At 73.1% G+C, this 25,078-nt stretch carries 26 protein-coding genes and 1 pseudogene; 15 read left to right on the top strand and 12 right to left on the bottom strand.

Going from position 1 to position 25,078, the window contains the following annotated elements:
- Window positions 1–290 precede the first annotated feature (290 nt).
- From pdxT to AB0F89_RS29700, 3 genes are all read left to right on the top strand, one after another.
- Window positions 291–896 (top strand): pyridoxal 5'-phosphate synthase glutaminase subunit PdxT, encoded by a 606-nt coding sequence (pdxT, locus tag AB0F89_RS29710; RefSeq protein WP_367128944.1) that lies wholly within the window; start codon window positions 291–293, stop codon window positions 894–896.
- Between the two features lie 19 nt (window positions 897–915).
- Entirely contained in the window at window positions 916–1,665 is a 750-nt protein-coding gene (locus AB0F89_RS29705; RefSeq protein ID WP_367128943.1) for a YebC/PmpR family DNA-binding transcriptional regulator, read from the top strand.
- Between the two features lie 115 nt (window positions 1,666–1,780).
- Window positions 1,781–2,296 carry a DUF4262 domain-containing protein gene (locus tag AB0F89_RS29700; protein ID WP_367128942.1) on the top strand — a complete coding sequence of 172 codons (516 nt, stop codon included), beginning with the start codon at window positions 1,781–1,783 and terminating at the stop codon, window positions 2,294–2,296.
- Between the two features lie 309 nt (window positions 2,297–2,605).
- On the opposite strand, the gene AB0F89_RS29695 is transcribed toward AB0F89_RS29700, so the two are convergent.
- A complete protein-coding gene (locus AB0F89_RS29695) occupies window positions 2,606–3,139 on the bottom strand; it encodes a TIGR03086 family metal-binding protein (RefSeq protein WP_367128941.1) in 534 nt (177 codons plus the stop codon).
- A 179-nt stretch (window positions 3,140–3,318) separates the two neighbouring features.
- Between AB0F89_RS29695 and AB0F89_RS29690 the strand changes: the two are divergent.
- A pseudogene (locus AB0F89_RS29690) lies at window positions 3,319–4,719 on the top strand (peptide MFS transporter); the annotation flags it as partial.
- Here the strand turns inward: AB0F89_RS29690 and AB0F89_RS29685 are convergent.
- Window positions 4,674–5,468: an SDR family oxidoreductase gene (locus AB0F89_RS29685; RefSeq protein WP_367128940.1), complete on the bottom strand. Its 795-nt coding sequence runs from the start codon at window positions 5,466–5,468 to the stop codon at window positions 4,674–4,676. The pseudogene AB0F89_RS29690 and the gene AB0F89_RS29685 overlap by 46 nt on opposite strands.
- Here AB0F89_RS29685 and AB0F89_RS29680 point away from each other — a divergent pair.
- Window positions 5,389–5,631 (top strand): winged helix-turn-helix transcriptional regulator, encoded by a 243-nt coding sequence (locus AB0F89_RS29680; RefSeq protein WP_367128939.1) that lies wholly within the window; start codon window positions 5,389–5,391, stop codon window positions 5,629–5,631. The two genes, AB0F89_RS29685 and AB0F89_RS29680, sit on opposite strands and share 80 nt — an antisense overlap.
- A 115-nt stretch (window positions 5,632–5,746) precedes the next feature.
- On the opposite strand, the gene AB0F89_RS29675 is transcribed toward AB0F89_RS29680, so the two are convergent.
- Window positions 5,747–7,045: a cytochrome P450 gene (locus AB0F89_RS29675; RefSeq protein ID WP_367128938.1), complete on the bottom strand. Its 1,299-nt coding sequence runs from the start codon at window positions 7,043–7,045 to the stop codon at window positions 5,747–5,749.
- A 99-nt stretch (window positions 7,046–7,144) separates the two neighbouring features.
- On the opposite strand from AB0F89_RS29675, the gene AB0F89_RS29670 reads away from it, so the two are divergent.
- Window positions 7,145–7,474, top strand: a complete 330-nt coding sequence (locus tag AB0F89_RS29670; RefSeq protein ID WP_367128937.1) for a hypothetical protein — start codon at window positions 7,145–7,147, stop codon at window positions 7,472–7,474.
- On the opposite strand, the gene AB0F89_RS29665 is transcribed toward AB0F89_RS29670, so the two are convergent.
- Window positions 7,464–8,642 carry a cytochrome P450 gene (locus tag AB0F89_RS29665; protein WP_367128936.1) on the bottom strand — a complete coding sequence of 393 codons (1,179 nt, stop codon included), beginning with the start codon at window positions 8,640–8,642 and terminating at the stop codon, window positions 7,464–7,466. The two genes, AB0F89_RS29670 and AB0F89_RS29665, sit on opposite strands and share 11 nt — an antisense overlap.
- Window positions 8,643–8,736: 94 nt before the next feature.
- Here AB0F89_RS29665 and AB0F89_RS29660 point away from each other — a divergent pair, with 94 nt between their 5' ends.
- Window positions 8,737–9,801 carry a TetR family transcriptional regulator gene (locus AB0F89_RS29660; protein ID WP_367128935.1) on the top strand — a complete coding sequence of 355 codons (1,065 nt, stop codon included), beginning with the start codon at window positions 8,737–8,739 and terminating at the stop codon, window positions 9,799–9,801.
- Window positions 9,802–9,840: 39 nt separating this feature from the next.
- Here the strand turns inward: AB0F89_RS29660 and AB0F89_RS29655 are convergent, their stop codons facing one another.
- The 3 genes from AB0F89_RS29655 to AB0F89_RS29645 are packed head-to-tail and all read right to left on the bottom strand — an operon-like array spanning window position 9,841 to window position 12,063.
- On the bottom strand, window positions 9,841–10,305 hold the full coding sequence (locus AB0F89_RS29655; RefSeq protein WP_367128934.1) for an acyl-CoA thioesterase: 465 nt from the start codon (window positions 10,303–10,305) through the stop codon (window positions 9,841–9,843).
- 10 nt (window positions 10,306–10,315) lie between these two features.
- A complete protein-coding gene (locus AB0F89_RS29650; RefSeq protein ID WP_367128933.1) occupies window positions 10,316–11,470 on the bottom strand; it encodes an MFS transporter in 1,155 nt (384 codons plus the stop codon).
- On the bottom strand, window positions 11,470–12,063 hold the full coding sequence (locus AB0F89_RS29645; protein ID WP_367128932.1) for a TetR/AcrR family transcriptional regulator: 594 nt from the start codon (window positions 12,061–12,063) through the stop codon (window positions 11,470–11,472). Before AB0F89_RS29645 ends, AB0F89_RS29650 begins: the two co-directional genes overlap by 1 nt.
- A 126-nt stretch (window positions 12,064–12,189) precedes the next feature.
- Between AB0F89_RS29645 and AB0F89_RS29640 the strand changes: the two genes are divergently transcribed.
- From AB0F89_RS29640 to egtD, 6 genes are all read left to right on the top strand, one after another.
- A complete protein-coding gene (locus AB0F89_RS29640; RefSeq protein ID WP_367128931.1) occupies window positions 12,190–12,726 on the top strand; it encodes a Scr1 family TA system antitoxin-like transcriptional regulator in 537 nt (178 codons plus the stop codon).
- Window positions 12,726–14,153 (top strand): PQQ-dependent sugar dehydrogenase, encoded by a 1,428-nt coding sequence (locus tag AB0F89_RS29635; protein ID WP_367128930.1) that lies wholly within the window; start codon window positions 12,726–12,728, stop codon window positions 14,151–14,153. Before AB0F89_RS29640 ends, AB0F89_RS29635 begins: the two co-directional genes overlap by 1 nt.
- Window positions 14,154–14,495: 342 nt before the next feature.
- Complete coding sequence (locus tag AB0F89_RS29630) at window positions 14,496–15,656, top strand: glutamate-cysteine ligase family protein (protein WP_367128929.1); 1,161 nt, start codon at window positions 14,496–14,498, stop codon at window positions 15,654–15,656.
- The gene (egtB, locus tag AB0F89_RS29625; protein WP_367128928.1) at window positions 15,653–16,981 is read left to right on the top strand and encodes an ergothioneine biosynthesis protein EgtB; all 1,329 of its coding nucleotides are present in this window, start codon (window positions 15,653–15,655) and stop codon (window positions 16,979–16,981) included. Before AB0F89_RS29630 ends, egtB begins: the two co-directional genes overlap by 4 nt.
- A 1-nt stretch (window position 16,982) precedes the next feature.
- Window positions 16,983–17,732 carry an ergothioneine biosynthesis protein EgtC gene (gene egtC / locus AB0F89_RS29620; protein ID WP_367128927.1) on the top strand — a complete coding sequence of 250 codons (750 nt, stop codon included), beginning with the start codon at window positions 16,983–16,985 and terminating at the stop codon, window positions 17,730–17,732.
- Window positions 17,729–18,703: an L-histidine N(alpha)-methyltransferase gene (egtD, locus tag AB0F89_RS29615; RefSeq protein ID WP_367128926.1), complete on the top strand. Its 975-nt coding sequence runs from the start codon at window positions 17,729–17,731 to the stop codon at window positions 18,701–18,703. Before egtC ends, egtD begins: the two co-directional genes overlap by 4 nt.
- A gap of 103 nt (window positions 18,704–18,806) precedes the next feature.
- Here the strand turns inward: egtD and AB0F89_RS29610 are convergent, their stop codons facing one another.
- A complete protein-coding gene (locus AB0F89_RS29610; RefSeq protein ID WP_367128925.1) occupies window positions 18,807–19,814 on the bottom strand; it encodes an LLM class flavin-dependent oxidoreductase in 1,008 nt (335 codons plus the stop codon).
- Window positions 19,815–19,890: 76 nt separating this feature from the next.
- Here AB0F89_RS29610 and AB0F89_RS29605 point away from each other — a divergent pair, with 76 nt between their 5' ends.
- On the top strand, window positions 19,891–20,169 hold the full coding sequence (locus AB0F89_RS29605) for a GNAT family N-acetyltransferase (protein ID WP_367128924.1): 279 nt from the start codon (window positions 19,891–19,893) through the stop codon (window positions 20,167–20,169).
- A gap of 9 nt (window positions 20,170–20,178) precedes the next feature.
- Window positions 20,179–21,177 (top strand): MBL fold metallo-hydrolase, encoded by a 999-nt coding sequence (locus tag AB0F89_RS29600; RefSeq protein WP_367128923.1) that lies wholly within the window; start codon window positions 20,179–20,181, stop codon window positions 21,175–21,177.
- Here AB0F89_RS29600 and AB0F89_RS29595 read toward each other — a convergent pair.
- From AB0F89_RS29595 to AB0F89_RS29580, 4 genes are read right to left on the bottom strand one after another with little or no spacing between them, the layout of a single operon-like run.
- A complete protein-coding gene (locus AB0F89_RS29595; protein ID WP_367128922.1) occupies window positions 21,170–21,919 on the bottom strand; it encodes an alpha/beta fold hydrolase in 750 nt (249 codons plus the stop codon). The genes AB0F89_RS29600 and AB0F89_RS29595 overlap by 8 nt on opposite strands.
- 13 nt (window positions 21,920–21,932) lie before the next feature.
- Window positions 21,933–22,370, bottom strand: a complete 438-nt coding sequence (locus AB0F89_RS29590; protein WP_367128921.1) for a response regulator — start codon at window positions 22,368–22,370, stop codon at window positions 21,933–21,935.
- On the bottom strand, window positions 22,367–23,857 hold the full coding sequence (locus tag AB0F89_RS29585) for an ATP-binding protein (RefSeq protein WP_367128920.1): 1,491 nt from the start codon (window positions 23,855–23,857) through the stop codon (window positions 22,367–22,369). Before AB0F89_RS29585 ends, AB0F89_RS29590 begins: the two co-directional genes overlap by 4 nt.
- Entirely contained in the window at window positions 23,857–25,047 is a 1,191-nt protein-coding gene (locus AB0F89_RS29580) for a PP2C family protein-serine/threonine phosphatase (protein WP_367128919.1), read from the bottom strand. Before AB0F89_RS29580 ends, AB0F89_RS29585 begins: the two co-directional genes overlap by 1 nt.
- Window positions 25,048–25,078: the final 31 nt, after the last annotated feature.

The following is a 25,078-nucleotide window of genomic DNA, read 5'->3' as shown; positions in this document are numbered from 1 at the left end:
GGTCGGGGAACCGGTGGGCGCGGTGAATTCCGCAACGCCCGCCGAAGTGGCACGACGCGATTCGGCATTCCGCCGCGACCCGCGGACCGGTTCCCACGGCGCTCGCCGCGCCGCCCTCCGGGTCGGCGAGCCCCCAGAGCCCGTCGTTCGGCGGCCCACCAGGCCGACGAGCGGGTCGCGGCGCGCGACTGGCGCGACGCGGGAAGACCGAACGGCCGGACGGGTGCCACGAGCACCCGTCCGGCCCGGTCACCTAGGCTGGTGGCAGTTCACCTAGGAGGAACCCAGCCGTGTCCGTCGTCGGTGTCCTCGCCCTGCAGGGCGACGTCCGTGAGCACCTGGTCGCGCTGGCCGAGGCCGACGTGCTGGCCCGGCCGATCCGCAGGCCCGAGGAGTTGGCCGAGGTCGACGGCGTCGTGCTGCCCGGCGGCGAGTCGACGGCCATCAGCCGGCTGCTCGCCACGTTCGACCTGCTGGAGCCGCTGCGCGCGCGGATCAAGGAGGGCATGCCCGCCTACGGGTCGTGCGCCGGGATGATCCTGCTCGCCGACCGCGTGCTGGACGGCAGGCCGGACCAGCACCAGCTCGGCGGCCTCGACATCGTGGTGCGGCGCAACGCGTTCGGCAGGCAGGTCGATTCCTTCGAGGCCGATCTCGACTTCACCGACGTGGGTGACGTGCACGCGGTGTTCATCCGCGCCCCGTGGGTCGAGTCGACCGGTTCGGACGTGGAAGTACTCGCCCGGGTGCCCGAATCCGAGGACGCCGGAGCGGCCGCCGGTAGGATCGTCGCGGTTCGGCAGGGGCACGTGCTCGCCACCTCGTTCCACCCGGAACTGACCGGTGACGGGCGGGTGCACCGCCTTTTCGTGGACATGGTCCGTGCCGCGGGCTGAGTGATTCGACGGAGGAGAAATGAGCGGCCACTCAAAGTGGGCGACCACCAAGCACAAGAAGGCCGCAATCGACGCCAAGCGCGGCAAGCTCTTCGCGCGGCTGATCAAGAACATCGAGGTGGCGGCCCGGACCGGCGGGGGCGACCCCGACGGCAACCCGACCCTGTACGACGCCATCCAGAAGGCCCGGAAGAACTCCGTGCCGCTGGACAACATCGAGCGCGCCCGCAAGCGCGGCGGTGGTGAGGAGGCGGGTGGCGCGGACTGGCAGACCATCATGTACGAGGGCTACGGCCCCAACGGCGTGGCGGTGCTGGTCGAGTGCCTGACCGACAACCGCAACCGGGCCGCGTCCGAGGTCCGCACCGCGATGTCGCGCAACGGCGGCTCGATGGCCGACCCCGGCTCGGTGTCCTACATGTTCACCCGCAAGGGCGTCGTGATCGTGCCGAAGGGCGACCTGAGCGAGGACGACGTGCTGATGGCCGTCCTCGACGCGGGCGCCGAGGAGGTCAACGACCTCGGCGAGAGCTACGAGGTCGTGTCGGAGGCCGGTGACCTCGTCGCGGTGCGCAAGGCGCTCCAGGAGGCGGGGTACGACTACGAGTCGGCGGAGGCGAACTTCCTGCCGTCGGTGTCGGTGCAGCTGGAGGCCGAGGGCGCGCGGAAGATCTTCAAGCTGATCGACGCGCTGGAGGACTGCGACGACGTGCAGAACGTCTTCGCCAACTTCGACGTGTCCGACGAGGTGATGGCCGAGGTCGGCTGACCTCGCCCGCAGCGGTTCCACCAAGCCCCGCGTCGGCCCCGGCCGGCGCGGGGCTCGTCGTCGGGCCGGCGCCGCGCTCATGCCGGGTTGACGGCGGGACGGGCACAATGGCGGGGTGTCGAACCCCACCGGCCCCTCCGTCGCGGACATCAACCTGCGCAACTGGCTGCTGACGCAGGCCGAGCAGCACGGCCACGCCGTCGTCAGCGTGCCCGAGGACGCCGAGGGGGCCGGGTACTCGTTCTCCGTCGGCGCGTGGCGCCGGTTCGGCGTCGCCGAGGCGGTGGTGCTGGGCCTGCCGCCCGAGCACGCCCAGGTGCTCATCCGCGCCTACGTCGACCGGGCCCGCAGGGGCGAGCGGTTCGTGCCGGGCCGGCTCTACCACGACTTCTTCGAGGGCGTGCCGGTCACCTTCGAACGGGTGTTCAAGGGCTTCTACCCGGAGTTCTTCGGCAGCGCGTTCCTGCTCTACGGCAAGGGCGACTTCGCCGCCGTGCAGATCATCCTGCCGACCGCGGAAGGCCGCTTCCCGTGGCACCACGACGCGCCGATGGGCTTCGGCGACTGGCAGCTGCTGCTGACCGAGACCGGTCGGCCGGAGAGCTGGGAGCCGGGCGTCACCGGCCCCTGACCCGCACGTCCGACCACCTCGCCGGGCCTCGCCGCACCTCGCGGCGGGCCCGCGCCGTTGTCCGGGAAGTGTTGTCAGGTGCCGCGGGCCGACCTCTGACAACGCCGCGCGGGCTATCACTGTGGTGTGCGTCGAGGTGTCGGGGACCGCGCACCGGCGAGGGGGAGGTGCGTCCCGTTTCGCCCGGTCGGGGGAAGTGGGCGGAATGGGGCGCACGCGAACGGGACTTGGCCACGGGGGCCCCGCCCGTGCCAAGGAATGAGCCGAGGGGGAGCCCCCGATGGGCTCCCCCTCGGTGGACAGCGGTCGTTACGGCGTGCGGCCCAGCAACGCGACCAGCTTCGTCTGCGGGTCCGCGTCGTCGGGCACCGGCACCGGCGGGTTGAACATCCCGCTCGCCGCCCACGCCTCGGCGTGCGGCGTGACGTGGTCGAGCACCGCCTGCGCCAGGTCCTGGTCGATCCGCTCGTCCACGCCGAGGGCGCGGGCCAGGTCCCAGGCGTGCACGGCCAGGTCGGAGGTCATCTGCCAGCCGTACTCGACCGCCGTCGCCCGGCCGTAGCTCAGGCGCACCGGTTTCAGCAGCGCCTTGGGCGCGATCCACGCCTCGCGCGCCGCTGCCGCCGCCAGCACCCACGAGTGCAGCGGGTCGGCCCCGAGCTGGTCGCCGTCGAACCGGTCGCCCACCTGCTCGACCGTGCAGCCCGCCAGCAGCTCCGGCGCCCACAGCTGTTCGTTGACCAGGTGGTTCACCAGGTCGTGCACCGACCACTCCTTGCAGGGCGTGTCCCAGTCCCACTGCTCGGGCCGCACTTGGCGCACCCGCGAGTCGAACTCCGTCATCGCGCGTCCGTGTGCCTCGATCAGATCCACCCCACGAGTGCACCAAACGTTGAACCGGACCGCACCCCGGGACTGTGCGCTGGGCCACTCGGCACAACGCGGATTTCTGGCAGTACGACCATACGGCGTAACGTGACTCGGCACGTCGAGGGTGACATCGTTGACACCAGGAGGAACCAGTGAGCGCCACGAGCGCCGTCTCCGCACCGCAGCGGGGCTTCTTCGGCCACCCCCGAGGACTGTCCACGCTGTTCTTCACCGAGCTGTGGGAGCGCTTCTCCTACTACGGGATGAAGGCGATCCTCGCCTACTACCTGTACCGCTCCACCGCCGAAGGAGCGCTCGGGCTCGACAAGAGCTTCGCGCTGTCGCTCGTCGCCATCTACGGCTCGTCGGTCTACATGTCCGGTGTCGCGGGGGGCTGGCTGGCCGACCGGGTGCTGGGCGGTCAACGCGCCGTCTTTTACGGCGGCGTGCTCATCATGCTCGGGCACGTCGCGCTGGCGTTGCCGATCGGGGTGGCGGGCGTCTACACCGGCCTGGTCCTGATCGTGCTCGGCACCGGCCTGCTCAAGCCGAATATCTCGACCGTGGTCGGCGGGCTGTACGACCGGCAGGACCCGCGCCGCGACTCTGGCTTCACGATCTTCTACATGGGGATCAACCTCGGCGGCTTCCTCGCGCCGCTGGTGTGCGGCGTCCTGGGCGAGAAGTACGACTGGCACCTGGGCTTCGGCGCGGCGGCGGTCGGCATGGCGCTCGGCCTGGTCGTGTACCGGCTCGGTCGGCGCGGCCTCGGCGACTCGGCCGCCGAGCCGCCGTTCCCGCTGCCCCCGGCCGAGCGCGGCCGGGTGATCGGCCGGATCACCGCTGTCGCGCTGGGCGTGGTGGCCCTGGTGGCGCTGCTGGTCGTGCTCGGCGTGCTGGGCGCGGAGGGCGTGATCAACCTGATCAGCCTGCTGTCGGTGCTGCTGCCGATCGGCTACTTCACGGTGATGATCCGCAGCCGGCGCACCACGTCGGTGGAGCGGTCCCGGGTGATCGCCTACATCCCGCTGTTCATCGCGGCGGCGATGTTCTGGCTGCTGTTCGAGCAGAGCGCCACGGTGATCGCCGCGTTCGCCGACACCAGGGTGGACAACAGGTTCCTCGGCCTGGAGTTCCCGCCGTCGTTCATCCAGTCGATCAACCCGGTGATGATCATCGCGGTGGCCCCGCTGTTCGCCCTGCTGTGGGTGAAGCTGGCCCACCGCCAGCCCGCGACGCCGCGCAAGTTCGGCTACGCGCTGCTGCTGGTCGGCTTGTCGTTCCTGCTGATGATGGTCGCCAGTCAGGGTGACCCGTCGGTGCGGGTGAGCTTCCTGTGGTTGGTGCTGATGTACCTGGTGATGACGTGCGGCGAGCTGCTGCTGTCGCCGGTGGGCCTGTCCGTGACGACGAAGCTCGCGCCGCGCGCGTTCGCGTCGCAGACCATGGGCCTGTGGTTCCTGGCCACGGCGGCCGGCTCGGGCGTCGGCGCGATCGTGGTCCGGTTCTACAGCGACGAGAACGCCGTGGCGTACTTCGGCGTGCTGGGCGCGGTGGCGATCGGCCTGGGCGTGGCGCTGGTCGTGGCGACGAAGGCCATCCACCGGTTGATGCAGGGCGTGGACTGACGTGCGGGCCGGTGAGGAGCGCGGGTGAGTTCGGCGAACCGGACCGGCTCGCCGAGCGCGGCGCCGATCGCCGCCGCCTGCTGCCGCGGCGAAACGGCTTCCGGACCGGTCAGCACGTAGGTCCGCCCGGCGTGACCCGGCTCCCGCAACGCGGCGGTCGCGACCTCGGCGATGTCGTCCGGGTCGACGACGGGCAGGGTGACGTCCGCGAACGGTGCCGCGACCAACCGCTGCTCGCGGACCGCCGAAGCCCACGCGAAGGCGTTCGAGGCGAAGCCGCCGGGCCGGAGCACCGTCCACTCCGGACCCGACCGCTCGACCACGTCCTCCAGGCGCGGCGAGTGGCGCCCGGTCCCGACGCCCTGCGAGGACAGCAGCACCACCCGCTCGACGCCGCCCGCCCCCGCGAGTTCCAGGACGTCGCGCAACGCGGCCGCGCTGTCGTCGGCGGCCGTGGACTCGCCCGAGGTCGGCAGGAACAGCGCGGCGGCCCCGTCGAGCGCGGGTCGTAGGCCGTCCGGTTCCGCCAGGTCCGCCCGCAGGGTGCGGATGCCCGCCGGCACGTCGTCCGCCGAGATCGAGCGCGACACCGCGGTGACCCGCTCGCCCGCCCCGACCAGCGCCCGCACCAAGGCCCGACCGACGTTCCCCGTCGCACCGGTCACCACGATCACGCCCAAGGTGCTCACCCAGCGGCTGCGCCAACTCGAGCGCGACGGCTTGGTCGTGCGCACCTACCACCCGGAAGTGCCGCCCGGGGTGGAGTACGAGATCAAGGCGGACCAGGCCCGGTTCGCGCACGACGCCGCGCAACGCACGGGCGCTCGGCGGAGTTGAGACCGGCCGGATCGCACCGGAAGACCGCAGCAGTGCGGAAAGGCGCAACGACCCGCCGCGGCGGCGGTGCGGCGGGTCGTTGCGCGTTTACTAGCATGCACCACATCGCGGTGGTTCAGCCGGTGGTTTGCCCGATCGGGTGTTGTTTTTTCGCGCCGGTGGTCACCGGGAACCGCGCCGCGCCGCGGATCACCCGCGACGCGCGCCGGCTCACCCGGCCCGCGGCCCTCAGGTCCGGGAAGCGGCGGAACAACCCGCGCAGCGCCGCCGCACCCTCCATCCTGGCCAGTCCCGCGCCCAGGCAGTAGTGGATGCCGGACGAGAACGCCAGGTGCTCGCGGACGTCCGCGCGGCCGGGGTCGAACCGGTGCGGGTCGGCGAACACCGCCGGGTCGCGGTTGGCCGCCGCCAGCATCAGCATGATCGGCGCGCCGCGCGGCACCCGGACGCCCGCGACCTCGGTCGTCTCGAACGGCACCCGCACGGTGTACTGCACCGGCGGGTCGTGCCGCAGCGTCTCCTCCACGACGGCGTCGGCGTGACCGGGGTCGGCGAGCAGGCGTTCGCGCACCTCCTGGTCGCCCAGCACCGCGAGCACCGAGTTGCCGATCAGGTTCACCGTGGTCTCGAACCCGGCCACCAGCAGCAGCTCCGTGGTGGCGATCAGGTCCTCCCGGGTCAGGTCGTCGTGGGCCACCAGCGCGGACACGACGTCGTCCCCGCCGGGGCGCCTCCGCCGGCGCGCGATCAGGTCGTCCAGGAACTCCTCGAACTCGCGCAGCGCCGTGTGCAGCGCGTGCACCTCGCGCAGGTCCCGCACGCCGTCGAGCGCGTTGACCAACGCCTTGCCCCACCGGGCGAACGCCGCGTGGTCCGCGCCGGGCACGCCGAGCAGGTCGGCGATCACCTGGATCGGCACCCTGGCCGCGAAGTCGCCGACCAGGTCGAACGTCCGCCGGTCCGCCACCTCGTCCAGGTACTCCTCGACCACCCGTTCCACGGTCGCGGCCTGCGCGCGCAGCCCGCGCGGCGTGAACCAGGGCGCGACGAGCCGGCGCAGCCGGGTGTGGTCGGGCGGGTTGAGCACCAGGAAGGACTCCTCGACCGGGTTCACCAGCCGCCGCCCGGCCACCTCGACCGTCGAGTCGACGGGCGACAGCGCGCCCGCCGGCAGCGGGCCGAAGCCGGGGTCGCGCAGCAGCGACGAGCACAGCTCGTGCGAGGGGGTGAGGTACAGCCCCATCCTGCTCTTCACCAGCGCGCCCTGCCGCCGCACCGACTCGTAGACGGGGTAGGGGTCGCGGTTCGGGCTCAGCCCGAACAGCCGGGCGGCGGGGTCGCCGAGGAGCGCCTGCGCCCGGACGATGGTGCGCCCCAGGAGCAGCAGCGTCGCGTTCTTCACCGTGGACGGCATACCACCACCGTGGCGCGAACGCGAGAAAGGTTCAAGGCAGGGCTGCGGGGTCGGAAACCCGGTCGTCCCGCCGGACCGGGCCGAACCGCGCTCCGCCGGATGACCGCCGTCCTCTGGCTGCTGGGCCCCTCGGGCGTCGGCAAGTCGACGGTCGGCCGGCGGGTCTACCGGATGCTGGCTGGGGAACCACCGGGTCAAGTTCGCCGACTTCACCGTGGACACGACCGGCCGCGCGCGGTGGGCAAGTCGGCGGTGGGCTGGGCGGTGCTCAGCCGGCTCGTGACCACCGCCAAGAGCGCGTACGTCGACCTGGCTCAGAGCACCTTCGTCACGCCACCGCCGCCCGGGGCGGATCTGGTGGTCGACACGGACGGCCGGGGTGTCGAGGTGGTCGCCGACGAGGTCTTCGACCGGTTCTTCAGCCCCTGACGCTCACCACCAGCGACGCCAACCGCCACGTGCCGCCGTCCGGCGTCGGGCGTGGCGTCTCGGCCAGTGCCAGGTCGGGGAAGCGGCTCAGCACGGCCGACAGGGCGACCTGGGTCTGCACCCTGGCGAACGCCGCCCCGAGGCAGAAGTGCGCGCCGTGCGAGTAGCCGAGGTGCCCGACCCGGGGCGTGCGGGTGACGTCCAGCTCGTCCGGCGCGGTGTACGCCCGCGGGTCGCGGTTGGCCGCCGCGATCGAGGTCATCACCGGCTCGCCCTTGCCGATCACCACGTCGCCGAACGCCACCTCCTCCAGCGCGAACCGGGGCGCGGTGAGCAGCTGCGGCCCGACCCACCGGGTCAGCTCCTCGACCGCGCGCGGCACCGAGCCGGGGTCCGCGCGCACCGCGGCGAGCTGGTCGGGGTGGGTGAGCAGCGCTTCGAGGCCGTTGACGACGAGGTTGGCCGGCGTCTGCCCGGCCAGCACCAGCTGCCAGACCAGCGTGACCAGCTCCGCGTCGCTGAGGCGGTCGCCGTCCTCGCCCTGCGCCCGCAGCAGCTGGGAGATCAGGTCGTCCGCCGGCGCCGCCCGTCGGCGCTCCACGGCCGCGATCGCGCCTTCGACGATCCCCGGGATGGCCGCGACGAACGCCGGTCCGAAGCCGCCGACCACGGCCGCGCCGTACTCGCGCCAGCGCGGCCGGTCCTCGGCGGGGATGCCGACCAGCTCGCAGATCACGTCCATCGGCAGCGGGCGGGCGAAGTGCTCCGCCAGGTCCACCGCGTCGCCTTCGGGCAGGGCGTCGAGCAGCGCGGACACGATCGCCTCGATGCGCGGGCGGAAGTCCTCGGCCCGGCGGGCGGTGAACGCGGGCGCGGCCAGCCGGCGCAGCCGGACGTGCTCGGGGCCGTTCAGCTCGGACATCGTGCGCAGGTAGGGCCGGACGTGCTCGGGGATGCCCGGCAGGCTCATGAAGCTGTTGGCGTTCAGCTCGAAGCGCGGGTCGCCGAGCACCGCCTTGGCGTCCTCGTGCTGGGTGACGATCCACATGTCGCCCATTCCGGGCACGTGCGTCCGCGCCACCGGGCACTTCTCGCGCGCCTCCCCGTGGGCGGTGAACGGGTCGAGCAGCACTTCGGGGTCGGTCAGGTCGATCTCGGGAACGGTCACCGCGAGCCTCCAGATGTTCACATCAGATGTTCTTATCATCTGAATGGTGACGGTATCCTGTTCGTGCGGTGATCGGCAAACAGGGAGCGTGACCGTGCGGCTGAGCAGGGCGGAGACGCAGGAGCGCAACCGGCTGAGGGTGCTGGACGCCGCCCGCGCCGAATTCGTCGAACGCGGGTTCCGGGAGGCCAAGGTCGACTCGATCGCCCAGCGCGCCGAGCTGACCCGGGGCGCGGTCTACTCGAACTTCCCCGGCAAGCGCGCGCTCTACTTCGCGGTGCTGGCCGACCTGGCGGAGCGCGCGACCGCGCCGGCCGACCCGCACCGCGGCGCGGACCGCCGCCAGGCCCTCGGCGCGCTGGCCAGGGCGTGGGTCACCTCGCTCAGCCTCGACCCGCTCTCACGGGACCTCGCGGCCGAGGTGGCGGCGGAGGAGGGGACGCGCCGCCCGTTCACCCAGCTGCTGAAGCTCGACGCCCTGCTGCTCAGCCTCGCGCTGGAAGCCGTCGCCCCGGTGGCGCCGACCGGCCCGCCGTCGCCCGGCGGACCGCCGGCGCGGCTGGTCCGCACCGCCGAGGTCGTGCTCGCCACCCTGCACGGCGCGAGCGGGCTGGCCGCCGCCGCGCCGGGCTTCCTGGAGCCGTTCGACGTGGTCACGGCGTGCGAACGGCTCGCGGGCCTGGAGCTGAACGACTGGTGGGCCGCGCCACCCGGCGCGGTGGTCTCGGGCGAGGACCGGCCGTGGACCCCGCCGGCCGCGCTGGACCTCGTGCGCGGCGAGGAGGTGACGCCGGTCGAGGACGGCGTGGTGGTCGTGCTGGGGCTGAACCGGCTGGCCGCCGCCGAGGAGGCGGTGCGGACCGGCGCTCGGGTGACCGTCGCGATGGTCACCGGCACGCCGGAGGAGCTGGCGCCGCTGGCGCGGCTGGTGCTGGCGCAGGTGTGCACGTGCCTGCGGCAGGCTTTCCCGGTCGGCGCGTGGCCCGGGGTGCGGGTCGTGTGCGACGAGACCGGGGCGTTGGCGCGGGCGGCCGGGGTGCCCTCGGTGAGCGACGAGACGGAGACCGCGATCCGGGTGGAGGGCGGCCGGGTGGTGGCGCGAGCCGAGGGGGTGGGCGCGGGGCACGCCGTCGGCGTCGGGACGAGGGTGCGGACCTAGAGGGCGCAGGCTCTCGGTGGCGAGGGGCTGGGTCCCGGTTCAGGTGCGGGTCACGCGTTCGGCCCCGTTCCTGGGCGCGGGCCTGGTGGTCGTCGGTCGGCGTTCCAGGACCCTGCGGAAGTCCGCCGGGATCGGGGTGCTGCGCAGCTCCGGCGTGCCGAAGGAGACGTAGCGGTTCCAGCCGGTGGCGACCGCCGTGCCGTCGACGTCCGCGTCGAAGCCCATGGTCAACGTGGTGGTGCCGAGCGTGCGCACCCGCACCGCGATCCGCAGCAGGTCGTCGAACCGGGCCGGGTTGAGGTACCGGATGGACGTCTCCGCCATCACGAAGTCGATGCCGTGCTTCTCCAGCTCCCGGTACGAACCCAGCAGCGACCGCAGCGTCTCCACCATCGCGGCCTCGAAGAAGACCGGGTAGCGCGAGGCGTGCACGATCCCCTGGCGGTCGCAGTCGACCGGGCGCACCCGCACCCGGTGCACGTGGGCAGGTCGCGGGTCAGCCATGCCGGCGATCCTATGGGGTCGCGTCGACCGCGCGCTTCGCCCTTGAGGTGGCTGCTCCGAGTGACGACCCCGCCAGTTGGCCGACCGCCACCGACAGGATCACCGCCGCGGGCGACCACGCGGTCAGCAGCGCGCCACCGCCGGCCGCGCCGAGCGCGAACGCGCCGAGCTTCAGGCTCGCGCCCGTGGTGGAGACCTGCCCGAGCAGCGGACCCGGCGTGTACCGCTGCCGCGCGGTCATCGTCGCGGTCAGGGTCGGCCCCTGCGCGATCCCGCTCACCAGGGCCAACCCGAGCAGCACCGGGAAGTGCGAGGTGAGCGGCCACAGGGCGAGCGTCACCCCGTAGAGCGCCACCGCGACGAACACCACGCGCTCGGGGCGCCACCGCGGCAGGTGTCTGCGCACCGCGAGGACGCTCACCACGCAGCCGACCTCGATCGCCGCCCACACCAGCCCGGTCCGGTCCCGGTCCACGCCGAGCGCGGTCAGGTGCAGCGGCAGCGCCGTGGTGAGCATGCCGATCGACCCGTACCCGACCGCGGACGCGATGGTCGCGCCGCGCAACGGCGCCGTGGTGGCCAGGTGGCGCAGACCCCGCTTCATCGCCGCGCCCAAGGACGGGTGCTCGGCGGGAGGGTGCGGCGGCACGCGCAGCGCCGTGGTGCACAACCCGCCCGCCAACGACAGCACGGCCACCGCCGCCACCGCGACGGCGGGCGACGCCACCGCGCCCAGCACGCCCGCCAGCGCCGGCCCGCCGATGGCCGCCGCGTTGAACACCAGCGCGTCCTGCGACGTGGCCCGCGGCAGGTCGGTCGCCAGCCGCGGCACCAGGCTGGTGAACCCGCCGCTGGTCAGCGGCAGCGTGATCCCCGCGACGAAGGCGACCGGCACCAGCCAGGGCGCGGGCACGAACACCATCGCCACCGCCATCGCCGACAGCGCGAACTGGTTGGCCGCCAACGCCGCCACCGGCCGCCGGGCGCGGTCGAGCCACGCGCCGAGCAGCGGACCGGACACGATCGACGGCACCGTGTACGCCGCGATCACCACGCCGGACAGCACGGACGAATCGCTGCGCGCCAGGGCCAGCACCACGACGGCCACGACGACCATCTCGTCGGCCAGCCGGGCGAGGCCGGCGGCCCACAGGTACCGGACCATCAGCCCGTTCGGCGGTGCCGCCGCACGCTCTCCTCGACCAGGTCGAGCACGGGTTCGAGGTCGTCCGCGGGCAGGCCCATGGCCAGGTGCGACACCAGGCCCTCCAGGACCAGTTCCAGGAACGACGTCAGCACGTCCACGTCGACGTCGTCCCGCAGCTTCCCGGCCTCGCGCTGGCGCTCCAACCGCTGCCGGGTCGCGTCGGTGAGCTGCCGCGACCGCTCCGCCCACCGGGCCCGGAACTCCGGGTCGGTGCGCAGCCGGCGCGACACCTCCAGCCTGGTGCCGAGCCAGTCCGCCGGGTGCTCCACGTCGTTCGGGTCGGGCGGGTGCAGCAGGTCGCGCATCACCTGCACCAGGCCCTGTTGGGCGACGACCTCGGCCATCCGCAGCGCGTCGTCCTCGGCGAGCGCGAGGAACAGCGACTCCTTGTCCCGGAAGTGGTGGAAGATCGCGCCCCTGGACAGGCCGGTAGCCTCTTCCAGGCGGCGCACGGTCGCGCCTTCGTAGCCGAAGCGCGCGAAGCACGAGCGCGCGCCGTCGAGGATCTGACGGCGACGGGCATCGAGGTGGTCCTGGCTCACCCTGGGCACCTGTCGATGTTGTCAGGGCCGCCTGGGGAAATCCAATCAGTACGTACGGCTTGCCCTGTCCACTTTAGGGTGTCTTTCCTGATCCGGACTCGAAACCGCTGGTCATCGTCACTACGGTGGCGCTCCGTGACCGCAGGTGAGGACACCCGGCCGCCGCTGAGGCTGGTGCCGGGGTGGGGCTGGTCGAGTGGACCGTCCACGGTGGACCGCGATCGGGGCGGGCCGGACCTGATCGACCTGATCAGGCTCGTCGGCCGCCGTCCCGGTGAGACCGCCGACGACCCGGCCGGGTGCGACGTGGTGGTCTTCGAGACGCTGTGCGTCCCGGAGCCGCTGCGCACGCCCGCGTACGCCCTCGCGCTCGGCGTCGACGGCGCGCACGACGGCATCGAGGCCGCGCGGTTCTTCCTGCACGAGGCCGCGCTGCACGCGCGGGTCGGCGACGGGGCGGTGATGGCCGACCAGCTGGACGCGCTCGCCGACCCCGAGGGGGCGCCGGTCCGGCTGGTGCCGTTCTCGGCCGGCCACGTCGGCGCGCTGCGCTCGTCGTTCGCGCTGCCCGCCGGCCGCCGCCGGGTGGAGCTGCTGGACCGGATCGCGCTGGACGTGCCGTCCTCGCGCGCCGAGTTCCGCCGCTGGGCCGCGTCCCACCGGAGCCGGTGATGGCGCGCGACGCACGCCGACGGCTCGCGGTCGCCACCGCGACGGTGCTGTCGCTGCTCGTCGTGCCCGCCTCGGCGCTCGGGCACGGCGCGGACACCGCGCCGCCGACCTCGCCGACCGACCTGCGGGTCACCGGAAAGTCGGCGACCAGCGCGTCCCTGGCGTGGTCGGCGGCCGAGGACGACGTCGGGGTGGTCGGGTACGACATCTACCAGCACGGGCAGCTCATGGCGTCCGTGCCCGGCGCGGACCTGGCCGCCACCGTCACCGGCCTCGCGCCCGGCACCAGGTACGACTGGACGGTGCTCGCGCGCGACGCCGCGTCCAACGTCTCGCAGGCCGGCGAGAACGTCGTCATGCGCACCGACGCCGCGCCCCCGATCGCGCCCCCGACCGCGTCCGCCGACCCGTCGCCGGCGGCCTCCGCCGCGGCGCCGGGGGTGCCGGTCCTCGGCCGGGTGACGACGTTGCGCGACGGCACGGACGTGCCGTGGGGCGTGGCGTTCCTGCCCGACGGCACGGCGGTGGTGTCCGAGCGGGAGACGTTCGCGCTGTACCGGTTGACCCCGGGCGGTGCGCGGACCGACCTCGGGCGGGTGCCGGGGGCGGAGTCGACCGGCGGCGAGGGCGGTGTCCTCGGCCTCGCGGTGTCACCGCGGTTCGCCGTCGACCGGCACCTGTTCGTCTACCACACGGCGGCGGGCGGCAACCAGGTCGTGCGGGTCACGCTGGTCGACGACTCCCTGTCCGACTGGACCCCGATCTTCGTGGGCGTGCCCAGGAACCGCTACCACAACGGCGGCGGGCTGCGGTTCAGCCCGGACGGCCGGTACCTGTTCGTCTCCACCGGCGACGCGCAGAACGGCAGCTACGGGCAGAACCTGGACACCAACGCGGGCAAGATCCTGCGCATCCACCCGGACGGCTCGGTCCCGCCGGACAACCCGTTCCCCGGCAAGGCGATCTGGAGCTACGGGCACCGCAACGTCCAGGGGATGGCGTTCGACTCCCGGGGCAGGCTCTGGGCGACGGAGTTCGGCAACAACTCGCTGGACGAGATCAACCTCATCGAGCGCGGCGGCAACTACGGCTGGCCCGGCTGCGAGGGCACTCAGGGCTACTGCGAGGACAGCGTGCCGCCGAAGAGGACGTGGGCGACGACGTCCGGCGGGCCCAGCGGCCTGGTCATCATCAACGACCACGTGTTCGTGGCGACCACGGTCGGGCAGCGGGTCCACCGGATGCGCATCGACCACGCCGGCGACCTGGTCGACCCGTGGGTCTACTTCCAGGGCGCCTACGGCCGGCTGCGCACGGTCGCGCTCGACCACGCGGGCGACATCTGGCTGACGACGACCGCCGACCTGGACGAGGTGGTCGGCAACGACCGCGTCCTGCACGTCGACGTCCGGTACCCGCGGCGCTGAGCGGCCGGTCGCGACGAGGTCGTCACCCGGCGGCCACGGGCTGTTCACCGGGGGCGGTGGGGTGCTCCACCCGGACACGGCAGGTCGTCCGTTCGGAGCAGCCGACCGACGGCCGGACCGTCGACCGGCGCCACCCGACCGGCCGCGCGGACCGCCACCGGTCACCGGCATGTCGTTGATCCGTAAGGGTTTCGAGTGGCTGCGAGTGTCGGTACCCCCGTGTAGCGTCGAACGGACGCCGAATGATCACGGGGAGTGCGCCAAGTGACAGCTGTTCGTAGTGCCCCGGCTCCGGGGCCCGCCCCGGCGGTTTTCCGGGACAGAGCCGAGGCCGAGGCCTACGTGGCGTCGGTCTGCTTCAAGCACGGACCTCCGAGGCTGCTCGGAGTCGAACTGGAATGGACCGTCCACCACGTCGAAGACCCCACCCGACCGCTCGACGCGAGAACCCTCGCGACCGCGCTCGGCAAGCACGCGCCACCGACCCTCGTGCCCGACAGCCCTCAGCGGCCGCTGCCCTCCGGCACCCCGCTGACCGTGGAACCGGGCGGACAGGTCGAGATCTCCACCCCGCCACGTGAATCCTTGACAGAACTGCTCAAGACCGTCGCGGCGGACATCGACCACCTCCAGCACCTGCTCGAACCGGCCGGCCTCCGGCTCGGTCAGCACGGCGCGGACCCGTTCCGCCCGCCGCGCCGGATGCTCCAGGTCCCTCGCTACGCGGCCATGGAACACGCCTTCGCCCCCCTCGGGCCCGAGGGCATCACGATGATGTGCAGCACCGCGGGCCTGCAGGTCTGCCTGGACTTCGGCCTGGCCGACGACCTGCCCAGGCGCTGGGCCGCGGTGCACGCCCTCGGTCCGGTCCTCACCGCCCTGTTCGCCAACTCGCCGGGCGTCAACGGCCGCCGCACCGACTGGGCCAGCGCCAGGATGCGCGCCCTCTACGGCACCGACCCGGTGCGCACCCGACCGGCGGCGGTGTGCGAGCGCCCGGCCGACGCCTGGGCCAAGAGGGTGCTCGACGCGCCGGTCATCGCGGTGCGCCGACCGGGGCCGGACTGGGTGCCGCCGCGCCCGCTGACGTTCTCCGACTGGATCGGGGGCGCCCTCGACCAGCCGGCGACGGCGGACGACCTGGACTACCACCTCACCCTCCAGTTCCCGCCGGTCCGGCCGCGCGGGTACCTGGAGGTGCGCTACCTCGACACGCCGCCGCACGGCCGGTGGCTGCCGCCGGTGGTGCTGATGGCCGCGCTGTTCGGCACGTCGGAGGCGGTGGACGGGGTGCTCGCGGCCACCGAGGGCGCGGCGAACCGCTGGCTCGCCGCGGCGCGCTACGGCCTGGACGACCCCGTGCTGGCCCGCGCGGCCCGCGACGTGGTCGACCTCGGCTGCGCCTCGCTGTCGAACACCGACCTGTCGGTCGACCAGACCGACGCCATCGCCGAAGAACTGCACCGCACGCTCGCTGAGAAGACCGGAGGGGGCCGTTCATGACCAGCACCGACCAGTCCCACATCGACCGCGTTCGCGACCGGATCGCCGCCCAGCTCACCAGGGCCCGCGACCGCAGCAGGCTGCTCACCGACGCGGTGGACGACCACGACCTCGTCCGCCAGCACTCCAAGCTGATGTCGCCGCTGGTGTGGGACTTCGCGCACATCGGCAACCAGGAAGAGCTGTGGCTGGTCCGCGACGTGGGCGGCCGCGAGCCGGTCCGCGCGGACATCGACGAGCTGTACGACGCGTTCAAGCACGCCCGGTCGGTCCGGCCGGAACTGCCGCTGCTCGGGCCCGCCGAGGCCAGGCGGTACGTCGGCGAGGTGCGGAACAAGGTGTTCGACGTGCTGGAGCGCACCCCGCTGGAGGGCCACCGGCTGATCGACGGCGGGTTCGCGTTCGGCATGATCGTGCAGCACGAGCAGCAGCACGACGAGACCATGCTGGCCACCCACCAGCTGCGCGTCGGCGAACCGGTGCTGGACGCGCCGCCGCCACCGCGCGGCGGTCCGGTGGGGCCGGCCGAGGTGCTGGTGCCCGGCGGGCCGTTCACCATGGGCACGTCGACCGAGGCGTGGGCGCTGGACAACGAGCGGCCCGCGCACCAGGTCGTCACCGACCCGTTCTTCATCGACACCACCCCGGTCACCAACGGCGCGTACGAGGCGTTCATCGCCGACGGCGGCTACCGCGACCCGCGGTGGTGGAGCGAGGCCGGGTGGGCGCACGTGCGGAAGGCGTCGCTGGTCGCGCCCCGGTTCTGGGAGCGCGTCGGCGACCAGTGGCACCGCACCGCGTTCGGCCGCACGCGGCCGATCGACCCGGACCAGCCGGTGGTGCACGTCTGCCACCACGAGGCCGAGGCGTACGCGAGGTGGGCGGGCAAGCGGCTGCCCACCGAGGTGGAGTGGGAGAAGGCGGCCCGGTTCGACCCGGCGACCGGCCGGTCCCGCCGCTACCCGTGGGGCGACGAGGATCCGACCGAGGCGCACGCGAACCTCGACCAGCGGCACCTGGAGCCCGCGCCGGTCGGCGCGTACCCGGCGGGCGCGTCCGCGCTGGGCGTGCACCAGCTCATCGGCGACGTGTGGGAGTGGACCAGCTCGGACTTCCGCGGCTACACCGGGTTCGAGGTGTTCCCGTACGCGGAGTACTCGCAGGTCTTCTTCGGCCCGGACTACAAGGTGCTGCGCGGCGGGTCGTTCGGCAGCGACCAGGCGGCGGTGCGCTCGACCTTCCGGAACTGGGACTACCCGATCCGGCGGCAGATCTTCGCCGGCTTCCGCTGCGCGCGGGACGCCTCGCGGGACGAGTTGGTCTGACATGTGCCGCCACCTGGGTTACCTGGGCCCCGCCGTGCCCGTTTCCGCGCTCGTGCACGACCCGCCGAACTCGCTGGTCCGGCAGTCCTACGCGCCGCGGGACATGCGCGGCGGGGGCACGGTCAACGTCGACGGCTACGGCGTGGGGTGGTACCCCGAGCCGGGCGGTCCGGCGTTGCGCTACCGCCGCACGGGCACCATCTGGTCCGACGAGAACCTGCTCGCGCTGAGCCGGGTCACCCGGTCCGGCGCGGTGCTGGCCGCGGTCCGGTCGGCCACGGTCGGCATGCCGGTCGTGGACACCGCCTGCGCGCCGTTCACCGACGGGCAGTGGCTGTTCAGCCACAACGGCCGGGTCTCCGACTGGCCGTGGTCCGTCGCGGACCTGGCCGGGACGCTGCCGGTGACCGCGCTGCTGACGCTGGACGCGCCGACCGACGCGGCGCTGCTGTGGGCGCTGGTGCGGTCCCGGCTCGCCGCCGGGGTCGCGCCGGCCGCCGCGCTGGCGTCCGTCGTGTCCGAAGTGGGCGCCGCCGCGCCCGGCTCGCGGCTGAACCTGTTGCTCACCGACGGAACCGTGCTGGCCGGCACGACGTGGTCCCACTCGCTGTGGGTCCGCGCCGGCGACGGCGCGGTGACGTTGGCCTCCGAGCCGCTGGACGACGACCCGCGCTGGCGGGAGGTGCCCGACGGGCACGTCGTCGCGGCTGACGTGTCCGCTGTGGACGTTCAACCGATTGGACGAGGATGACCGAGCCTGTGCTGGACGTGCACCTGACCCCCGAGGACGCGGCGGTCGCGCTGCGCGCCGAGGCGAGGGCGGGGCTCACCGCGCGGTCGAAGTGGGTGTCGCCGAAGTGGTTCTACGACGCGGTCGGCAGCGAGCTGTTCGAGGAGATCACCCGGCTGCCCGAGTACTACCCGACCAGGGCCGAGCGGGAGATCCTGGTGGCGCGGGCCGCGGAGGTCGCCGCGTTGACGGGCGCGCGCTCGCTGGTCGAGCTGGGCTCCGGTTCGTCGGAGAAGACCCGGCTGCTGCTCAGCGCGTTGCGCGAGCACGGCACGCTGCGGGAGTTCGTGCCGCTGGACGTGTCGCCGTCGGCGTTGGCCGAGGCGGCGAAGGCGATCACGGCCGCGTACCCCGGCCTGGGGGTGCGCGGGGTGGTCGGCGACTTCACCGAGCACCTGGGCCTGCTGCCGGGCGCGCCACCGCGGGTGGTGGCGTTCCTGGGCGGGACGATCGGCAACCTGATCCCGGAGGAGCGGGACAAGTTCTTCGCCTCGGTGCGCGAGGTGCTGGACGAGGGGGAGTGGTTGCTGCTCGGCACGGACCTGGTCAAGGACCCGGACGTGCTGGTCCGCGCGTACGACGACGCGCAGGGCGTGACGGCCGAGTTCAACCGCAACGTGCTGCGGGTGGTGAACCGGGAGCTGGGCGCGGACTTCGACCCGGACGACTTCGAGCACGTGGCCCTGTGGAACGCCGAGGAGGAGTGGATCGAGATGCGGCTGCGTGCGCTGCGCCCGGTGAAGGCGCACGTGCCCGCCCTCGGCCTGGACGTCGAGTTCGCCGAGGGCGAGGAACTGCGCACGGAGGTGTCCGCGAAGTTCCGGCGCGAGGGGGTGGCCCGTGAGCTGACCGCCGCGGGCTTCTCCCTGGACCACTGGTGGACCGACCCCGAGGGCCGTTTCGCCCTGTCCCTGGCCCGCGCCGTCGGGTGACGCGTGGGTGGTCCCGCACCTCCGGGCGCGGGACCACCCCAGACCCGCGAGTCCTACGTTCCCGACCACCGTGTCCTACGTTCAGGACCCCCGAGTTCAACGCTCAGGACGCCCGCGCGGCAAGGCCCGGGGTCAGGTTGGGCAGGACCTCGCGGCCGAACAGGCGGATGGCGTCGAGCACCGACTGGTGCGGCAGGCCGCCGATGTCGACCATGACCAGGTGGGCGTCCAGGCGCAGCAGCTCGGTCAGCCGGTTCAGCCGCCCGGTCACCTCCGCCGGATCACCGCACACCGCCGCGCCCTCCATCAGCGCGTCCACGTCCACGTCGCCGTCACCGCGCCAGGTGTCGGCGAACTCCGCGTACGCGGCCAGGTGCGGGCGCCACCGCACCCGCGCCTCCGCCGCCGTCGGCGCGACGAACACGTGGCTCGGCAGCGCCACCCGCCCGCGCCCGCCCATCGCGGCCCGGTAGCGCTCCACCACCGGGCGGTGGGTGCTCGGGTCGCGCAACGTGCTGGGCAGCATCAGCGGCAGGCCCAGCTCCACCGCCAGGTCCGCCGACACCGCCGACCCGCTGCCCATCCACACCGCCGGCCGGGGCTGCTGGACCGGGCGCGGCGTGGTCGTCACGTCCACCAGCGGGCTGCGGTAACGGCCCTTCCACGTCACGTGCCGCTCCTCCAGCAGCCGCAGCAGCAGCCGCAGGTTCTCCTCGAACCGCGCCCGCAGGTCGTCCTGCACCCCGAACGCCACGTCGGTCCGCTGCGACACGCCCCGCGCCACGGTCAACTCCGCCCGCCCCCGCGACAGCACGTCCAGCGTGGCCAGCTCCTCCGCCACCCGCACCGGGTCGTGGTGCGCCAGCAGCGTCACCCCGGTGGACAGCCGCAGCGTCGACGTGCGCGCCGCGATCGTGGCCAGCAGCAACTCCGGCGCCGACACGATGTACCGGGTGAAGTGGTGCTCGCCGATCGCCACCCCGGTGAAACCGGCCTCCTCCGCCACGACGGCCTGCTCCACGATCACCCGCAACCGGTCGCACTCGGTGACGGCCTCCCCGGTGCACGGGTTGGGCAGGTGGTCGCCCAGGATCAGCAGGTACACGTCCATCACACAATCTTGCACGCCGCGACTACGGTGGCACTCGGCAAGCCCTCGCAGCCCACCCCGAGCACCAGGAGCGCCCGTGACCGACGTGTCCGTGTCCGACCACCCCGAGCGGTCCCGCTACGAGGTCAGCCTCGACGGCGAGCTGGGCGGCTTCGCCGAGTACGTGCTGGCGGACGGCGTCGTCACGTTCACCCACACCGAGGTCGCCGTCGAGGGCAAGGGCCTGGGCAGCGCCCTGGTCCGGCACGCGCTGGAGGACGTCCGCGCCAAGGGCCTCGCCGTGGTGCCGCAGTGCCCGTTCGTGCGCGGCTACCTCGACAAGCACCCGGAGCCGGCCGAGGTTACCGGCGAGTAGTATCCGGGCATGGAGTGGACCGAGCCCGGAGTCTTCGAAGTCGCGCCGGGTGTGCACAGAATCCCGCTGCCCCTGCCGAACGACGGTCTGCACACCGTCAACGTGTACGCGGTCGACGACGGCGACGGCGTCGTCCTGATCGACTCCGGCTGGGCCCTCGAAGCGGGGGAGGCGGCGCTGGAATCGGCGCTGGGCGCCCTCGGGCACGGCTTCGAGGACGTCCACCGCTTCCTGGTCACCCACGTCCACCGCGACCACTACACGATGGCCGTCGCCCTGCGCCGCCGGTTCGGCACCAGGATCGCGCTGGGCGCGGGCGAGCAGCCGTCGCTGGCCAAGGTCGTCGGCCGCAGCCGCGACGGCCACCGCGACCTCGTCACGTGGGGCGCGCCGCACCTGGCCGAGAAGTGGCGCGCCGTGGTCTCGTCGGTCGGCGAGGACGAGCTGCGCGACTACGAGGAGCCCGACGAGTGGCTGCGCGAGAGCGACCTGGGCCTGGCGAAGCGCGTGCTGCGCGTCCTGCCCACCCCCGGCCACACCCGCGGCCACGTCGTGTTCATCGACACCGAGTCGTCGCTGCTGTTCGCCGGTGACCACGTGCTGCCGCACATCACCCCGTCGATCGGCTTCGAACCGGCCCGCCCGGCGCTGCCGCTCGGCGACTACCTCGACTCGCTGCGCCTCGTCCGCGAGCACCCGGACCTGCGCCTGCTGCCCGCGCACGGCCCCGTCACCGAGTCCAGCCACGCCAGGGTGGACGAGCTGCTGGCCCACCACGAGGACCGCCTCGCGGCCACGCTGGAGGCCGTCCGGTCGGGCACCGGCACCGCCTTCGAGACGGCCCGCAAGCTCGGCTGGACCCGGCGCGGCCGGGCGTTCGACGGGCTGGACCTGTTCAACCAGGTGCTGGCCACCGGCGAGACGGCCGCGCACCTGGACGTGCTGGTCCACCGGGGGCTGCTCAGCGCCGGGGCGGACGACGGCGTGGTGCGGTACGCGGTCAGCTGAAGTGCTCGGCCAGCGCGGCGGCGAGGACGTCCGGCTCGACGCCGTGCCACCCGCCGGGCACGGTCCGCCGCCGGGCGTTCGGCAGCCGCTCGGCGACCCCGTCGGCCCAGCCGCGCAGGCGCTCGTCGCTGCCGCCGCTGTCCAGCACGAGCGTCGGCGCGTCGATCGAGGCCAGGTCCGGCGGCGTGCCGGTGATGGTCAGGTCGTAGGCGGTGGTGTGGGCCAGCGCCTCCAGAGCGGGCCAGCCGGGTGACCGCGGCAGCTCGGCGGTGAACTCCTCCGGGATGCCGCACGCGACCTGGAAGCGGATCACCGCGTCACCCCGCCGACCGGCCGCGACCAGCGCGTTGATCTCGTCCCGCACGTCCGGCCCGGTCGGCTCCTCGAACGACAGCGGCGGCTCCAGCAGTGCCGGCGCGGTGATCGGCACTCCGGCCGCCGCCGCGTGCAGGACGAGCACCGCCCCGGAGGAGAACCCGTAGGCGAACGCCGAGCCGCCCGCCGCGGCCACGACCGCGGCCAGGTCCTCCACCTCGCGGTCGATCGCGTACGGTCCGCGATCCGTGCTCTCACCCCGGCCACGCCGGTCGTAGGTGTACGCGGTGTAGCCGGTCAACGCCGCGGCGACCGCGGGCATCGGACCGGCGGCGCGGAAGCAGCACGCGGCGTCCACCAGGACCACCGCCGGGCCCTCGCCGGTCCGCGAGAACCCGATCGTCGTGCCGTCCGCCGACGTGACCACTCCCACGGTGCGGCTAGCGGGGCAGCTTCACCACGGTCACGAAGAAGTCGTCGATCTGCCGGACGACCTCGATGAACCGGTCGAAGTCGACCGGCTTGGTGACGTAGGCGTTGGCGTGCAGGTTGTAGCTGCGCAGGATGTCCTCCTCCGCCTCCGACGTGGTCAGCACGACCACCGGGATGGGCCGCAGCGTCTCGTCGGCCTTGATCTCGGCCAGCACCTCGCGGCCGTCCATCTTCGGCAGGTTCAGGTCCAGCAGGATCAGCCCGGGGCGCGGGGCGTCCTCGTACGGGCCCTGCCTGCGCAGGAACTCCAGCGCCTCGACGCCGTCGCGCACCACGTGCAGCAGGTTGCGGATCTTGTGGTGCTCGAACGCCTCCTGCGTCATCAGGGCGTCGCCGGGGTCGTCCTCCACCAGCAGGACGTCGATCACGTTCAGCGGGTTGCTCATTGCTCGTCGTCCTCTACAGCCGGCAGCGTGAACTTGAAGGTGGTGCCGGTGTCGACACTGGTGTCGAGCCAGATCGTGCCACCGTGGTACTCGATGATCTTCCGACACATCGCCAGCCCGATGCCGGTGCCGGGGTAGTCGTCCTTGTGGTGCAGGCGCTGGAAGATCACGAAGATGCGTTCAGCGTACTCGGCGTCGATGCCGATGCCGTTGTCGGCGACCGTGAACGTCCAGAATTCCCCCGTCCGCTCCACGTCCACCCGCACGTGCGGCGGGTCCTCGCCGTGGAACTTCAACGCGTTGCTGATGAGGTTGCCGAACACGCCGCCGAGCAGCGACTCCTCGCCGCGCACCGTCGGCAGGTCCGCGACGTCGACGGTGGCGCCGGTCCGCTCGACGACCTCGGAGTAGTTGTCCAGCACCTGCGCGACCAGCTCGTCGCAGTCCACCAGCGTCTGCTCGCGGCTGAGCCGGCCCACCCGGGAGAACGCCAGCAGGTCGTTGATCAGCACCTGCATCCGCTTCGCGCCGTCGACGGCGAACCGCAGGTACTGCTCGCCGCGGTCGTCCAGCTGCCCGGAGTAGCGCCGTTCCAGCAGCTGGCAGAAGCTCGCCACCTTCCGCAGCGGCTCCTGCAGGTCGTGCGAGGCGACGTAGGCGAACTGCTCCAGCTCCGCGTTCGACCGCCGCAGCTCCTCCAGGTCGGAGAGGATGCGCACCCGCATCGCCTCGACGTCCTGGCCCAGCATCACCGTCTCGCGGGGCCCGCCCGCCTCGACCGCGTGCGCGTAGTCGCCCGACGAGACCTGCCGCACGTCGCCGGCCAGCCCGCTCAGCGGCGCGATCAGGATGCGGTACAGCACCACCGCCACCCCGGCGATGATCAGCACCAGCAGCAGCCCGAGCCCGTAGAGCAGCCACAACTGCTGCCTGGCCACTTCGTCCAAGTTGCGCCGCGCGTCCTCGGCGGCCCGGTCGAGCTCGTCGCCGAGCTCGTCGGCGGCGTCGCGGACCCGGTCGAACAGCAGCTTGCCGCGCGCGGCCTCGGCCAGCGTCGTCTGCGACGCGCCGGCCTGCCGCACCCGCTGGATCAGCGGCTCGGCGTAGCTGGTCCGCCACTCCTGCGACAGCCGGCCCAGCTCTTCCAGGCCGCGGACCAGGTCCGGCCGCACCTCGCCGAGCAGGTCACGGGCGGCGTCCTCGGCCTGGCGCTCGGCCTGCTGGCCGTTCGGGTAGGGGCGGAGGAAGTCCTCGTTGACGGTGAGCAGGTACCCGCGCACACCGGTTTCCTGGTTGATCAGCGCGGTGTCCACGTCGCGGACCAGGTTGCGCGCGGGCAGGATCTGGTCGAGCAGCGTCCAGCGGGCGCTCGTCAGGTTGGCCATGGACACGCCCAGGCTGCCGACGGTGGCCCCGCACACGATGAACAGCAGGGTGACGGCGGCGACCAGCAACCTGCTCGCGGGCCAGCGGGTGCGGTAGTCCATCAGTCCGTTTCCGAGATCAGCAGCACGGCCATGTCGTCGTCCAGCTCCCCGCCGTTGAGTTCCTTCACCCTGCTGATCAGGTTGTCCAGCAGGGTCGCCGGCGTGCGCGCCCAGTCCGGTCGCGCCGCGGTGATCCCGCCGATCAGCTCGATCAACCGCTCCGAGCCCAACCGCTCGCTGTCACCGCGGACCCGGCCCTCGACCAGGCCGTCGGTGTAGAGCAACATCGCCCAACCGGGTGGCAGCGGCACGTCCATCCCGCTCCACGTGCTGTCCGGCAGCACTCCGAGCGGCAACCCGGCCCGGTCGCGGGGCAGCTCCACCACGCGGTCGCCGACCAGAAGCATCGGCTCGGGGTGCCCGGCCAGGTAGACCCGCGCCCAGCGCCGGTCCGGCGAGATCGTCACCATGCACGCCGTGGTGAACAGGCCCGGCTGGTGGCGCTCGTGCTCCAGGATCTCGTGCAACGTGCGCAGCACGCGCGACGGCTCCTGGTCGGCCAGCACCAGCGCCCGCCAGGCGATGCGCAGGAACACGCCGATCGCGGCCTCGTCCGGGCCGTGGCCGCACACGTCGCCGATCAGCACCTGGAGCGTGCCGTCCGAGGTGCGCACCACGTCGTAGAAGTCGCCGCCGAGCAGCATCCGGCTGCCGCCCGGGCGGTAGCGGACCTGCCAGCCGATGTCCTCGCCGTGCATGATCGGCGACGGCAGCAGGCCGCGTTCCAGGCGGGTCTTCTCGGACGCCAGCAGCTGCTCGTCGCGCAGTTGGCGCTGCGTCTCCTCGGCGAGCTTGCGGCCGACCGCGTACCGGATGCTGCGGGCCAGGCTCACACCGTCCACCTGGCCCTTGACCAGGTAGTCCTCCGCGCCCGCCGCCACCGCCTGGGTGCCCTGGTGCTCGTCGTTCAGGCCGGTCAGCACGATGATCGCGACCGGGGCCGGGTTGGCGAGCAGCCGCCGCAGGCCCTCCAGGCCGGTCGTGTCCGGCAGGCCCAGGTCGAGCAGCACGCAGTCGGCCTTCGACACCAGGCCCTCGGCTTCCCGCAACGTGCGCGCCCGGTGCAGGGCGACGTCCGCTTCCACTTCGTCCAACAGGGCTTCGACCAGCACGGCGTCGCCCTCGTCGTCTTCGACGAGGAGCACGTTGATCCGGTTCACCGCGGCCCGCGGTGGGGTGAGCCCTGCCACGGGGGAGGAGATTAGTCGAACTCGATCAGAC

It is taken from the genome of Saccharothrix sp. HUAS TT1 (assembly GCF_040744945.1).
GTDB lineage: Bacteria > Actinomycetota > Actinomycetes > Mycobacteriales > Pseudonocardiaceae > Actinosynnema.
The sequence above is the reverse complement of the archived record's forward strand: the minus strand, read 5'-3'. Positions and strand labels throughout refer to the sequence as shown.